A 13,523-nucleotide genomic window follows, 5' to 3' on the forward strand; every position below is an offset into this window, starting at 1 on the left:
TCCGGCCGGCGCGGCGCGCCGTTCCCCACGGCGTCAACCACAGCGGTAGACGTTGCCCGACAGCGTGACGTTGGTCTGCTCCAGGTGGTCCTTGCCGCCGGTCTGGCCGGCACGCTGCGTCAACAGATACACCACGTTGCCACCCATCGCCGCGGCGCGGTTCTTCAAGTCGTTGCGCGCGCCCGTCTCAAGATCGGCGTTGGAGGTGATCGCCCCCGCCAGGAAATTGCCCTGGCTGCCGGTGACGTCGCCCAGGAATACGCACTCCTTGCCGGGCTCGTTGTGGGTGATGCGCACGCTGGCGGCGGCGCCTGGCGCCAGCGCGGTTGGCGCGCAGGCCGCCAGCGTGGCGACGCAGGCCAGGAGGGAAGCGAGGCGCAACGTATCGCGGGACAGCGCGGACAGAGTTTGCATGACAGCAGGCATCCATCAAAAGGACGTGGAAAGCCGGCGCCTGGCCGCAAACCGGGCGCTGGAACGGAAAGCCACAAAAGGGGAATGACGTCAGTCGGGCTCTGCATCGCCCGGCGCCGGGCCGGGTTGGTATTCGAGCAGGTCGCCGGGTTGGCATTGCAGCACTTCGCAGATGCGCTCCAGCGTATCGAAACGCATGCCCTTGACCTTGCCCGACTTGAGCAGCGACAGGTTCGGCTCGGTAATACCGATCTCCTGGGCCAGCTGGCGCGCTTTCATCTTGCGCTGCGCCAGCATCACGTCCAGCCGTACGATGATCGCCATCAGATGAAACCCCGATTCTCTTCCGCGACCCGGGCCGCCTCTTCCATGGCCCAGGCCAGCGAGAACAACAGGCCGCCGAGCAGGGCCAGCAGGATGTCGCTGACATCGATGTCGATGAGCATGTGGCGTCCGCCCGGCCCGTTGGCCAGCGTCAGGGCCAGCACCAGCACCGTCTTGAGCACCGGCACGGCCGCGCTGAACACGGTGACCAACACGGCGATGCCGCGCAGGCGGCGCGCGCTGGCGACGGTCAGCACGTCGCCGCGACCGAAGTCGGCGAACATGGCATAGGCATGGGCGATGCCGCGCAAGGCCAGCCCCGCCAGCACGCCGAACAGCGCGAAACCCAGCACCCGGTAGCCCGGCCCCAACTGCAGGCGCGGCACGCTGGCCGGCGAGGCCAGCCCGATGTGCACGCCCTCGGACGCCGGCACCGCCGCCGTGACACCGAGGAAAGAATAGATGCCCCGGGCCAGCACCGCCTCGGAGGTGAAGAACCACATGGCGACCAGAGCGGTCACCAGCAGCACCGCGGCCGCGATCAGCAGGCCGCGCATCCAACGCGACAGGCGGCGGATGCGGTCGAGCCGTGCGCCGCCCTCGGCGGCAATGGCGGATTCATGGGTCGGCGAGGAAGTCAGCGCTGCGGCCAAGGGAGGCTCCGGAACACGTTGCTCGGATGATTAGGTTGCTGTAGTGTAGCAATAAATTATCGTTTTACAATAATTTTTTATCACGACAGATAAATCATGAAACTCACTCTCGCGGCGCTGGCGCTGCTCGCCGCGCTACTGCTGTTGGGGGTGGCGGTGGCTTGCGCCTGTGGCAATGGCGATGATGCGCGCGAGCACGCGTGCCGGTGCGACGCCCAGGCCGACGCGCCGCGCGCGGCCGGCCCGTGGTCGTTCAGCAATCGCTTCTCGCTGCTGACCCTGCCGCGCCTGACGGTGCCGTTCGTCCACGATGGCGCGGACTGCGCCTGCTGGCGCTAGCGCCTCAACCGGGCGGCGCGCCGCGCATGCGCGGCGCGCCCGCATTCTCGGCATACCAGCGCACGAAATCGGCCGACCGCATGGGTCGCGCGAACAGGTAGCCCTGGATGAAGGCCACACCGCGGCTGGTCAGGTAATCGAACTGCTGCGGCGTTTCCACCCCTTCGGCCACCACCGCCAAGCCCAGCCGGTGCGACAGCATGATGATCACGTCCAGCACCGGCGCCTCTTCGCCATCGGCCTGGATGGCCTGCACGAAGCCTTTGTCGATCTTGAGATAGTCGACCGGAAATTTCTGCAGGTACGACAGGGAGCAATGGCCCGTGCCGAAATCGTCGATGGCCACGAATACGCCCTGTCCGCGCAGCGCGTCGATGTTGGCGCGGGCCTGGCCGTTGTCGGTGATCAGGCTGCGCTCGGTGATTTCCAGCACCATCAACGACGGCCGGATGGCGGCGCGAAAGGCCTGCACGTCCGCCACCAGCGTCGGGCAGGACAGGTGCTCGGGCGCCACGTTCACGGCGATATGGAAGTCCGGCGGCGTCGCCCAGCCTTGCATGTCGCGCTGGATCAGCTTGAGCAGATGCTGCGTCAGCGGCACGATCATGTCCTCGGCCTCCGCCGCCGCGATGAAGATGTCGGGCCGCACCGCCCCCACGCCGGGCCGGTCCCAGCGCATCAGGGCCTCGGCGCCCTCGCAGCGGCCGGTGGCCTGGCCATACACCGGCTGGTACTCGACATGGAACTCGTCGGCCAGCATGGCGCGGCGCAGCTGTTCCTTGAACGATTGCCGGTTCACCTGCAGCCGGTAGGCGCCGAAGGCCAGCAATGCGCCGCACAGCATGGCGACGGGCAGATACGTGAGCAGCAGCTGCTGCCAGGCGCGCACCACGGTTTCGGCTGGCGCCATCACCCTGACGACCAGGTCGCCGTGGCCGGCCACCGGCTCGGCCGACTCGAACAAGCGCTCGACGGCGGCCGCTCCCCATGCGTCGTTGCGGATGGGCGCGCCGCCGCCCAACGAGACCTCCAGCTGGTAAGCCCCCAGCGACGACACTGCGTTGAGCAGGTCTTGGACGTAGCGTCCGTCGACCACCACCACGCCGCCCCGGCCGTCCTCGCCGGCCATGCCCAGCAGCAGGGCCGACCGCTCCGGCGCCAGCGGTGTGCCGGCCACGCTGACGAACCATTGCGTCGGCGGCGTGCCGACAGGCCAGCGGTGGAACGCGCCGGTCTCGTAGTCCACCTCGCCCAGGGCCGACGAGCAATAGATGTGTTCTTGCTTGACCAGCAACAGCGAACGGAAATACGGATTGAGCGTGCCCCAGCGATACAGGTCGGCGCGCGCGGTCTGGCAGGGCTGCGCCGACAGGGCAGTGACGCGCGGCAGGATATCGAGGGCGCGGGCCAGGATCTGCTCGGTCTGCACCCGCACGATCCGCCCCGCCGTGGCAGCCTCGGCGCGTTCGGTGCTCAACGCGTGCAGCCAGGTCCAGCCGATGCAGCCGAGCACGGGCAGCACCAGGGCCAGCGCCACCGGAAAATAGCGCCAGGACGGCACGCGGACCGTCATTCCTGAAGTGGGCACATCGTCCTCGCAGCGTCAGTCGTGGGGGTGACGCAAGGATACAGGGAGGCCGCACCCCGCGCATCATGACGGCGCCGTCGCTCGGCGGCCATGCCGGGCGGATTTCCGTGCGTGTCGCTACAGTAGATCGCAGATCAGCGCCACGTGCGCCTCGCGCCGCTGCGGCAGGTTGAGGCGTTCATCCGGTCCCAGCAGGATCGCCATGAAGATGGCGTGGACCACCGGCGACAACAGCAGCCACGGGTGCCGCAACGCGGCGCCATCACCGCACAGGCCGCGCGCGCGGGCCAGTTCCAGCAATTGCGCGATGTCGGCCTGGTGGGCGTCGGCGGTCTGTTCGCGCCAGCGGCGCGCCAGGTGCGGCACGCGCAGGCTTTCGGCCAGCAGCAGGCGCATGGCGGCGATCATGGCGGGGTTGGCGAGGCTGGCATAGAGATGATTGACGAGCCGCTCGGCCAGGTGGCGGGGGCTGGAGGAGCCTTCGACCAGGGCGCGGGCATCGAGACGGGGCGGACAGAGGTAGCGCGCCAGCAGAGCCTCGAAGACCTCTTCCTTGCTGGCGAAGTGCGCGTACAGGCCTCCCTTGGACAACCCCGCGCGCAAGGCGATGTCGTCCATGCGGGCGCCGGCATAGCCGGCGGCCGAGAACTCCTGCAGCGCGGCGTCGAGGATCTGCCCGACGCGCACGGTCGGAGGGAGACGCAGACGTTGCGTGCTCATCACCACTGCTCCCTGTGCGAATTGGCGCGCGGACGCACCGCCGGCCAACCGCTCCATTAAAAACCGACCGGTCAGTCGTTAGCTTGATCCTGATCAAGGATTGATCAGGCCAGCGGCGGCACAATGGTTTCGAAGTCGGATTTGTCCGACGCCAGGCCACAAGCCCGGTTGCGCGACGATCCGTCCCCACGCGAGGCAATCCCGCCCCCGTGCGCCCCGGAGCCCTCATGCCGATCACGCCCCCGCCAGCCCCCCAGCAGAATGCGGCGCACGCAGGCCGGTTCGATGACGACGCCTGGCGGCAGTGGCCCTTTGCGCTGTGGTGCCAGGGCTTCATGCAGGCCGAGCAGGGCTGGGACACGTTTGCCCGCGCCCTGCCCCTGGCCGACCCGCACCAGCGCGCGCTGGCGGCCTTCGCCGCGCGCCAGTGGCTGGAACCGCTGGCGCCCGACAACAATCCCTATACCAATCCCCTGGTGTGGCGCCGGACGCTGGAAGAAAGCGGCGCCAACCTGCTGCGCGGCGCCTGCCACGCCTGGGAGGACGGCCTGCGCCAGTGGGCCGGGCTGCCGCCCGCCGGCGCCGAACAGTTCCGCCCTGGCCACGAGGTTGCCGCCACCCCCGGCAAGGTAATTCTGCGCAATCACCTGGCCGAGCTGATCCAGTACCGGCCCGCGACCGGCCGGGTGCGGCCCGAGCCGATCCTCATCGTGCCGGCCTGGATCATGAAGTACTACGTGCTCGATCTGTCGCCCCACAACTCGCTGATCCGCTATCTGGTCGGCCAGGGCTACACGGTGTTCTGCGTGTCATGGAAGAACCCCACGGCGGCCGATCGCGATCTGGGCCTGGAGGATTACCTGCGCCTGGGCGTGCGCGAGCCGCTGGCGGCGATCGAGGCCATCGTGCCCGGCGCCAGGGTACATGCGACGGGCTACTGCCTGGGCGGCACCCTGCTCGCCATGGCCGCCAGCGCCATGGCGCGCGACGGCGACCGCCGCCTGGCCAGCCTGAGCCTGCTGGCGGCGCAGACCGACTTCAGCGAACCCGGCGAGCTGGGCCTGTTCATCGATGCCTTCCAGGTTGCGCTGATGGAGGCCGAAATGACGGCGCTGGGCTATTTCCCGGCGCGCCAGATGAGCGGCGCGTTCCAACTGTTGCGCGCACGCCAGTTGGTGTGGTCGCGCATGACCAGCGAATACCTGCTGGGCCAGCGCCGCCCCATGACCGACCTGCAGGCCTGGAACGCCGACGCCACCCGCATGCCCGCGCGCATGCACGGCCAGTACCTGCGCCACCTGTACCTGGACAACGACCTGGCCGCCGGCCGCTTCGCCGTGGATGGCCGACCGGTGCGACTGGCGGACCTGAGCCTGCCGATCTTCTGCGTCGGCACCGAGACGGACCATGTGGCGCCGTGGCGTTCGGTCTACAAGCTGCACGGCCTGTCGCCGGCCGCGCTGACGTTCGTGCTGACCAGCGGCGGCCACAACGCCGGCATCGTCAGCGAACCGGGCCATCCGCGGCGGCGCTTTCGCAGCCTGCTGCGCGCGGCGGGACAGCCCGCGCTGACCCCGGAGGCCTGGCTGGCGGCGGCCACGCCACATGAAGGCTCGTGGTGGCCGCACTGGCGCGGCTGGCTCGACGCGCTGTCCGGCCAGCCGGTCCGCCCCCCCGCCCTGGGCGCCGCGCGCAGAGGCTATCCCGCGCTGGACGACGCGCCCGGCGCTTATGTGATGGAGAAATGAGCATGACCCGCCGCCCCCTTTCGCGATGGCGCGCCGCCCGGCTGGCGCCGGTGGCCCTGGCCGTGCTGCTGGCGCAGGGCTGCGTGTCGATGGCGCCGCAATACGCGCGGCCCGCGGCGCCGGTGGCCGCCACCTACCCCGACCAGGCCGCCACGCCCGGCGGCGCGGCGCTGAGTGCGGCCCGGATCGACTGGCGCGGCTACTTCACCGATCCCGTGCTGCAAGGGCTGATCGGCGACGCCCTGGCGCACAACCGCGACCTGCGCGTGGCCCTGCTGCGCGTCGAGGAGGCGCGCGCGCTCTATGGCATTCAACGCGCCGACCAGTTCCCCACCATCGGCCTGCGCGCGGACGGCACCCGCGCCCGCACCCCGGGCGACCTGAACGTCACCGGCCAGCCGCAAGTGGCCAGCCAATACCAGGCCGGCGTCGGCATGGCGGCATGGGAGCTGGACTTCTGGGGCCGCGTGCGCAGCCTCAAGGACGCCGCGCTGGAGAACTACCTGGCGTCCGACGCCGCCGCCGAAGCCGCCACGCTGACCCTGATCGCGCAGGTTGCCGACAGCTATCTGTCGCTGCGCGAACTGGATGAGCGACTGGCGCTGACGCGCGCGACGATCGCCTCGCGCGAGGAGTCGCTGCGCATATTCCGCCGGCGCTACGAAGTCGGCTCGATCTCGAAGCTGGACCTGACGCAGGTCGAGACGCTGTGGCAGCAGGCCCGGGCGCTGAGCGCCGATCTGGAACAGGCCCGCGCCACCCAGGCCCATGCGCTGGAGCTGCTGACCGGCCAGCCCCTGACGCTGCCGCTGCCGCGCGCCGGCCTGGACGACGACAGCGTCATGCGCGACCTGCCGGCGGGGCTGCCGTCGGACCTGCTGACCAACCGGCCCGACATCGTCGCCGCCGAACACCAGCTGCGCGCGGCCAACGCCAACATCGGCGCGGCCCGCGCCGCCTTCTTTCCGCGCATCACGCTGACCGGCGCATTCGGCACCGCCAGCGCCGAGCTGGATGGCCTGTTCGGCAGCGGCAGCCGCGCCTGGAATTTCGCGCCCAGCATTGACCTGCCGATCTTCGACGCCGGACGCCGCGGCGCCAATCTCGACCTGGCCGAAGTCCGGCGCGATCAGGCCGTGGCCAGCTACGAGCGCGCCATCCAGGGCGCCTTCAAGGACGTTGCCGACGCCTTATCGGCGCGCCGGTGGCTGGCCGAACAGGTCCAGGTATTGCGCGCCACCGTGGACGCGCAGGCCGACCGCGCGCGCCTGGCCAAGCTGCGCTACGACCACGGCGCCTCGCCCTATCTGGAGGTCCTGGACGCGCAGCGCGACCTGCTGGCCGCGCAGCAGACGCTGGTGCAGACCCGCCGCGCGCTGCTGTCTGCCCGCGTCGGCCTGTATGCCGCGCTGGGCGGCGGCACGCAGGCGCGCGCCGCCGCCCAGCCCGCGCCCCCGCCTGGCCCCCTGCCGCTCAACACAGGATCCGCATCATGAAGTTGCCCACCCGAAAACTGATTCCCCTGCTCGCGATCGTGGCCGTGGCGGCCGCCGGCTACTACGGCTGGCGCCTGCTGTCCGACACCGGCCCCGGCGCGGGCTTCGTCAGCGGCAATGGCCGCATAGAGGCCACCGAGGTCGACGTCGCCACCAAGCTGGCCGGACGGGTCCAGGACGTGCTGGTGGCCGAGGGCGATTTCGTCAGCGCCGGCCAGCCGCTGGCCCGCATGCAGATCGACACGCTGCAGGCCCAGCGCGAGGAAGCGCGCGCGCAGCACCAGCAGGCCATCAACAACGCCGCCAGCGCCAGCGCCCAGATCGCGCAGCGCGAGAGCGACAAGCTGGCGGCCGAGGCCGTAGTGGCGCAGCGCGAAAGCGAGCTGGACGCCGCGCGCCGGCGCCTGGCGCGCTCCGAGACCCTGTCCAGGGAGGGCGCCTCGTCGATCCAGGAACTGGATGACGACCGCGCCCGCATGCGCAGCGCGCAGGCCGCCGTCAACGCCGCGCGCGCCCAGGTCAAGGCGGCGCAGGCGGCCATCGACGCCGCCAAGGCGGCGCAGGTGGGCGCCCAGTCGGCGGTCAACGCGGCGCTGGCCACCATCGCCCGCATCGAGGCCGACATCGCCGACAGCGAGCTGCGCGCCCCGCGCGACGGCCGGGTGCAGTATCGCGTGGCGCAGGCCGGCGAAGTGCTGGGCGCGGGCGGCAAGGTGCTGAACATGGTCGACCTGGCCGATGTCTACATGACCTTCTTCCTGCCGGAACAGGCGGCCGGCCGCGTCGCGCTGGGCCAGGACGTGCGCATCGTGCTGGACGCGGCGCCGCAGTACGTGATTCCCGCCAAGGTGTCGTTCGTGGCCAGCACCGCGCAGTTCACCCCCAAGACCGTCGAGACCGCCACCGAGCGCCAGAAGCTGATGTTCCGCGTCAAGGCGCAGATCGATCCCGAACTGCTGCGCCAGCACCTGCAACAGGTCAAGACCGGCCTGCCCGGCGTGGCCTGGCTGAAACTGGATGCCGACGCGCAGTGGCCCGCCAACCTTGAAGTCAAGGTGCCGTGATGGCCGCGACCACGACGGCCTCCCCCGCTCCGGTGGTCAAGCTGTCGGGGGTATCGCTGCGCTACGGCAAGACGCTGGCGCTGGACGCCATTTCGCTGGACATCCCCGCCGGCCGCATGGTCGGCCTGATCGGCCCGGACGGCGTGGGCAAGTCGAGCCTGCTGGCGCTGATCGCGGGATCGCGCGCGGTGCAGGAAGGCGCCGTCGAGGTGCTGGGCGGCGACATGGCCGACAAGCGCCACCGCGATGACGTCTGCCCGCGCATCGCCTACATGCCGCAAGGCCTGGGCAAGAATCTCTACCCCACCCTGTCGGTGGAAGAGAACCTGCAATTCTTCGGCCGCCTGTTCGGCCATGGGGAGGCCGAGCGCCGCCGCCGCATCGACAGCCTGACGCGCAGCACCGGCATGGCCGCGTTCCTGTCGCGCCCGGCGGGCAAGCTGTCCGGCGGCATGAAGCAGAAGCTGGGCCTGTGCTGCGCGCTGATCCACGACCCCGACCTGTTGATCCTGGACGAACCCACCACCGGCGTCGACCCGCTGGCGCGGGCCCAGTTCTGGGACCTGATCAATCAGATCCGGCGCGAACGCCCTGGCATGAGCGTGATTGTCGCCACCGCCTACATGGACGAGGCGCAGCGCTTCGACTGGCTCATCGCCATGGACGACGGCCGGGTGCTGGCCACCGGCACGCCCGACGAACTGCGCCAGCGGACCGGGGCCGACTCGCTGGAGGCCGCCTTCATCGCGCTGCTGCCCGAAGAGAAGCGGCGCGGGCACAAGCCCGTCGAGATCACGCCGCTGGCGCTGGGCGATGACGCGCCCATCGCCATCGAGGCGCGCGACCTGACCATGCGCTTCGGTGATTTCGTCGCCGTGGACCATGTCAACTTCCGCATCCGCAAGGGCGAGATCTTCGGCTTTCTGGGCTCCAACGGCTGCGGCAAGTCCACCACCATGAAGATGCTGACCGGCCTGTTGCCGGCCAGCGAAGGCCAGGCCTGGCTGTTCGGCGCCGAGGTCGATCCGCGCAACCTCGACACGCGCCGCCGGGTCGGCTACATGTCGCAGGCGTTTTCGCTGTACGGCGAGCTGACCGTGCGCCAGAACCTGGTGCTGCACGCGCGCCTGTTCCACGTGCCCGAAGCGGACATCCCCGGCCGCGTGGACGAAATGGTGGCGCGCTTCGAGCTGGGCGAAGCGCTGGACGATCTGCCCGAGAAGCTGCCGATGGGCGTGCGCCAGCGCCTGTCGCTGGCGGTGGCCATGGTGCACAAGCCCGAGCTGCTGATCCTGGACGAGCCGACCTCGGGCGTGGACCCGGTGGCGCGCGACAACTTCTGGCGCCTGCTGATCGCGCTGGCGCGGCAGGACCAGGTCACCATCTTCATCTCGACCCATTTCATGAACGAGGCGCAGCGCTGCGACCGCATGTCGCTGATGCACGCCGGCAAGGTGCTGGTGAGTGCCGCTCCCGACGAAATCACCCGGATGCGCGGCGCGAAGACGCTGGAGGAAGCCTTCATCGCCTACCTGATCGACGCGGGCGCGGGCACGGCGCGCGACGCTTCGCCGGCAATCGAACCGGCGCCCGGCGCGCCAGTACCGGAACCGGTGCACGCGCCGCGCGGCTTCAGCCTGCAGCGCATGTTCAGCTACATGTGGCGCGAGGCGCTGGAACTGCGCCGCGATCCGGTGCGCGCCACGCTGGCGCTGGCCGGCTCGCTACTGCTGATGTTCGTGATCGGCTTTGGCATCAGCCTGGACGTGGAAGACCTGCGCTACGCGGTGATGGACCGCGACCAGACCGCGCTGAGCCAGAACTACAGCCTGAATCTGGCCGGCTCGCGCTACTTCATCGAGCAGCCGCCGATCACCAGCTACCAGGACATGGATGCGCGCATGCGCAGCGGCGAACTGTCGCTGGCGATCGAGATTCCGCAGGGTTTCGCGCGCGACGCCGCGCGCGGCCGCGATGCCCAGATCGGCGTCTGGATCGACGGCGCCATGCCGCAGCGCGCCGAGACCATCCGCGGCTACGTGCTGGGCATGCACCAGGGCTGGCTGCAACAGCAGGCGCGCGAACGGCTGGGGGCCGGCGCCACGCAGCAGGTCGGCATCGAGACGCGCTTTCGCTACAACCCCGACGTGCGCAGCCTGCCGGCCATGGTGCCGGCCGTGATCCCGCTGCTGTTGCTGATGATGCCGGCCATGCTGACCGCGCTGGCGGTAGTGCGCGAAAAGGAGCTGGGTTCGATCATCAACCTGTACGTCACGCCGGTGACGCGGCTGGAATTCCTGCTGGGCAAGCAGGCGCCCTACGTGGCGCTGGCGATGCTGAACTTCCTGCTGATGACGCTGCTGGCGGTGACGCTGTTCGGCGTGCCGATCACCGGCAGCTTCCTCACGCTGCTGGCGGCCGCGCTGATCTACAACGTGGTGGCCACCGCCATCGGGCTGCTGGCCTCCACCTTCACCCGCAGCCAGATCGCGGCGCTGTTCTTCACCATGATCGGCACGCTGGTGCCGGCGGTGCAGTTCGCCGGCCTGCTCAACCCGGTGTCGTCGCTGGAAGGCGGCGGCAAGCTGATCGGCCAGGTCTACCCCGCCACCCACATGCTCACCATCAGCCGCGGCGTGTTCAGCAAGGCGCTGGATTTCTCCAACCTGCAGGGGTCGTTCTGGCCTCTGATCGTCGCGATCCCCGTGATCCTGGGCGCGTCGGTGCTGCTTCTGAGAAAGCAGGAGACCTGAACCATGCCGCGACATGCCGCCAATATTTTCCGCCTGGGCGTCAAGGAACTGTGGAGCCTGGCGCGCGATCCCATGATGCTGGCGCTGATCTTCGTGTCGTTCACGCTGATGATCTACACGGCCGCCACCGCCGTGCCCGAGTCGCTGCACAACGCGGCCATCGCGGTCGTGGACGAGGACGTCTCGCCGCTGTCCGCACGCATCACCTCGGCGTTCTACCCGCCGCACTTCACGCGACCGGCGATGGTCACCTCGGCAGAGGCCGACGCCGGCATGGACGCCGGGCGCTACACCTTCGTGGTCAACGTGCCGCCGAACTTCCAGCGCGACGTGCTGGCCGGCAGGCCGGCCGAGATCCAGCTGAACGTGGACGCCACCCGCATGAGCCAGGCGTTCACCGGCAGCAGTTACATCCAGCAGATCATCACCGACGAGATCAGCGAATTCGTCAAGCGCTACCGCAAGCCGACCGAGCTGCCGGTGGACCTGGCGGTGCGCATGCGCTTCAACCCCAACCTGACGCAAGCCTGGTTCGGCAGCCTGATGGAGATCATCAACAACGTCACGATGCTGTCCATCATCCTGACCGGCGCGGCGCTGATCCGCGAGCGCGAGCATGGCACCATCGAGCACCTGCTGGTCATGCCGGTTACACCGACCGAGATCATGCTGGCGAAAGTCTGGTCCATGGGGCTGGTCGTCCTGGTGTCGGCTGCGCTATCGTTGACATTCGTCGTGCGTGGCCTGCTACAGGTGCCGGTCGAGGGATCGGTGGCGCTGTTCCTGGCCGGGGTGGCGCTGCACCTGTTCGCGACCACCTCCATGGGCATCTTCATGGCCACCCTCGCGCGCAGCATGCCGCAATTCGGCATGCTGCTGGTGCTGGTGCTGCTGCCGCTGCAGATGCTGTCCGGCGGCACCACGCCGCGCGAGAGCATGCCGGACTTCGTGCAGAACATCATGCTGGCCGCGCCCACCACCCATTTCGTGGAACTCGGCCAGGCAATTCTCTTTCGTGGCGCCGGCCTTGGCGTCGTATGGCAACCGTTCCTGGCGCTGGCGCTGATCGGCAGCGTCCTGTTCGCCTTCTCGTTGACCCGTTTCCGCAAGACCCTCAGCCAGATGGCGTGAGGCCTGTGCATTCGTTGCCCCTTACCACTCTTTTAAAAGGACGCATCATGAAGAAGACAAACGCCCCCACGCCCCCGGACCTCGCTGGCGCCAATGCCGCCTACTGCCAGCGCCTGGGCGAACTGGCGCGCGAGAGCCAGCAGCGCTGGCTGCAGCTGGGCCAGCGCCTGGCCAGCGACGGCACCGGCCAGTACCTGTCGACCCTGGCGCCGCTCAAGCTTGACGGCAACTGGCAGAACATCGCGCCCGCGCTGGGCGAGGTCACGCGCAAGCAATGGCAGTGTCAACTCGAGGCCAGCCAGGCCATCACCCACGCCGCGCTGGAAGACCAGGCGGCGCTGGCCGCGGGCGTCAGCGAGGCGGTGAGCGGCTGGCTGCGCAACGCCTCGGCCGCGGCCAGCGGCGGCCTGGCGGAGTCGCCGCTGACGCGCATGTGGTCGTCGTATTGCGACCAGATGACCTCGGCCTGCTCGGCCATGCGGGAAGCCAGCCAGTTCGGAGCGCGCCATGGCGAATAAACGCACCGCGCTCGTGACTGGCGGCACCGGCTGCCTGGGACGCGCCATCGCCCGGGCCCTGCTCGACGCCGGCCATGACGTCATCGTTACCTGCCACTCCAACGAGGCGGCCACGCGCGAATGGCTCGACGAGGAGGCGGCCGCCGGCCGCCGCTACGACATGGCCAAGGTCGACGTGGCCGACTACGACTCGTGCCAGGCGTTGGCCCAGCGCCTGGCGGACGAGGGCCGCCAGATCGACATCCTGGTCAACAACGCCGGCATCACCCGCGACGCCAGCCTGCGCAAGATGAGCTACGCGGACTGGAACGACGTGCTGCGCAGCAATCTCGATTCGATGTTCAACATGACGCAGCCGCTGTGCGGGCCGATGGCCGACCGCGGCTGGGGACGCATCGTCAACATCTCCTCGGTGAACGGATCCAAGGGCGCCTTCGGGCAGACCAACTACGCCGCCTCGAAGGCCGGCATCCACGGCTTCACCAAGTCATTGGCGCTGGAACTGGCCAGGAAAGGCGTCACGGTCAACACCGTGTCGCCGGGCTACCTGGCCACGCGCATGGTCGAGGCGGTGCCGCAGGAGGTGCTCAAGGAGAAGATCCTGCCGCAGATTCCGCTGGGCCGGCTGGGCCAGCCCGACGAGATCGCCGCGCTGGTGGCGTTCATCTGCAGCGACGCGGCCGCGTTCATGACCGGCAGCAATGTCGCCATGAACGGCGGCCAGCACATGTACTGACTGGGCGGCGCAACGCAGGCCGGCGCCGCGGATTGCGCG

At 69.4% G+C, this 13,523-nt stretch carries 13 protein-coding genes; 8 read left to right on the forward strand and 5 right to left on the reverse strand.

What is annotated here, in order from left to right:
- Nucleotides 1–33: 33 nt before the first annotated feature.
- From ABFG95_RS11325 to ABFG95_RS11335, 3 genes are all read right to left on the reverse strand, one after another.
- Nucleotides 34–414 carry a DUF4156 domain-containing protein gene (locus ABFG95_RS11325; RefSeq protein ID WP_049076271.1) on the reverse strand — a complete coding sequence of 127 codons (381 nt, stop codon included), beginning with the start codon at nucleotides 412–414 and terminating at the stop codon, nucleotides 34–36.
- 90 nt (nucleotides 415–504) lie between these two features.
- Nucleotides 505–738, reverse strand: coding sequence for a helix-turn-helix transcriptional regulator (locus ABFG95_RS11330; protein ID WP_054414955.1), 234 nt, complete (start codon nucleotides 736–738; stop codon nucleotides 505–507).
- Nucleotides 738–1,391: a hypothetical protein gene (locus ABFG95_RS11335; RefSeq protein WP_175144805.1), complete on the reverse strand. Its 654-nt coding sequence runs from the start codon at nucleotides 1,389–1,391 to the stop codon at nucleotides 738–740. The genes ABFG95_RS11330 and ABFG95_RS11335 overlap by 1 nt, the downstream gene beginning before the upstream one ends.
- A gap of 96 nt (nucleotides 1,392–1,487) precedes the next feature.
- Between ABFG95_RS11335 and ABFG95_RS11340 the strand changes: the two genes are divergently transcribed.
- Nucleotides 1,488–1,730, forward strand: a complete 243-nt coding sequence (locus ABFG95_RS11340) for a hypothetical protein (RefSeq protein WP_049076277.1) — start codon at nucleotides 1,488–1,490, stop codon at nucleotides 1,728–1,730.
- 4 nt (nucleotides 1,731–1,734) lie between these two features.
- On the opposite strand, the gene ABFG95_RS11345 is transcribed toward ABFG95_RS11340, so the two are convergent.
- Together ABFG95_RS11345 and ABFG95_RS11350 are read right to left on the reverse strand one after the other, a co-directional pair.
- Complete coding sequence (locus ABFG95_RS11345; protein WP_332849323.1) at nucleotides 1,735–3,318, reverse strand: EAL domain-containing protein; 1,584 nt, start codon at nucleotides 3,316–3,318, stop codon at nucleotides 1,735–1,737.
- A 117-nt stretch (nucleotides 3,319–3,435) separates the two neighbouring features.
- A complete protein-coding gene (locus tag ABFG95_RS11350) occupies nucleotides 3,436–4,038 on the reverse strand; it encodes a TetR/AcrR family transcriptional regulator (RefSeq protein WP_049076280.1) in 603 nt (200 codons plus the stop codon).
- A 227-nt stretch (nucleotides 4,039–4,265) separates the two neighbouring features.
- Between ABFG95_RS11350 and ABFG95_RS11355 the strand changes: the two genes are divergently transcribed.
- The 7 genes from ABFG95_RS11355 to phbB are packed head-to-tail and all read left to right on the forward strand — an operon-like array spanning nucleotide 4,266 to nucleotide 13,484.
- Entirely contained in the window at nucleotides 4,266–5,786 is a 1,521-nt protein-coding gene (locus ABFG95_RS11355) for an alpha/beta fold hydrolase (protein WP_348995862.1), read from the forward strand.
- Nucleotides 5,787–5,788: 2 nt separating this feature from the next.
- On the forward strand, nucleotides 5,789–7,282 hold the full coding sequence (locus ABFG95_RS11360) for an efflux transporter outer membrane subunit (protein ID WP_348995863.1): 1,494 nt from the start codon (nucleotides 5,789–5,791) through the stop codon (nucleotides 7,280–7,282).
- Nucleotides 7,279–8,346: an HlyD family efflux transporter periplasmic adaptor subunit gene (locus ABFG95_RS11365; RefSeq protein ID WP_063582118.1), complete on the forward strand. Its 1,068-nt coding sequence runs from the start codon at nucleotides 7,279–7,281 to the stop codon at nucleotides 8,344–8,346. The genes ABFG95_RS11360 and ABFG95_RS11365 overlap by 4 nt, the downstream gene beginning before the upstream one ends.
- The gene (rbbA, locus tag ABFG95_RS11370; protein WP_348995864.1) at nucleotides 8,346–11,099 is read left to right on the forward strand and encodes a ribosome-associated ATPase/putative transporter RbbA; all 2,754 of its coding nucleotides are present in this window, start codon (nucleotides 8,346–8,348) and stop codon (nucleotides 11,097–11,099) included. The genes ABFG95_RS11365 and rbbA overlap by 1 nt, the downstream gene beginning before the upstream one ends.
- A 3-nt stretch (nucleotides 11,100–11,102) precedes the next feature.
- Nucleotides 11,103–12,230, forward strand: a complete 1,128-nt coding sequence (locus ABFG95_RS11375; protein WP_049076288.1) for an ABC transporter permease — start codon at nucleotides 11,103–11,105, stop codon at nucleotides 12,228–12,230.
- A gap of 47 nt (nucleotides 12,231–12,277) precedes the next feature.
- Nucleotides 12,278–12,748, forward strand: a complete 471-nt coding sequence (locus tag ABFG95_RS11380; protein ID WP_336728510.1) for a hypothetical protein — start codon at nucleotides 12,278–12,280, stop codon at nucleotides 12,746–12,748.
- Nucleotides 12,738–13,484, forward strand: a complete 747-nt coding sequence (phbB, locus tag ABFG95_RS11385) for an acetoacetyl-CoA reductase (RefSeq protein ID WP_054414939.1) — start codon at nucleotides 12,738–12,740, stop codon at nucleotides 13,482–13,484. The genes ABFG95_RS11380 and phbB overlap by 11 nt, the downstream gene beginning before the upstream one ends.
- The last annotated feature ends 39 nt before the right edge of the window (nucleotides 13,485–13,523 follow it).

Origin of the sequence: Achromobacter sp. HNDS-1, assembly GCF_040084795.1 — a bacterium.
Classification (GTDB): domain Bacteria; phylum Pseudomonadota; class Gammaproteobacteria; order Burkholderiales; family Burkholderiaceae_B; genus Achromobacter; species Achromobacter ruhlandii.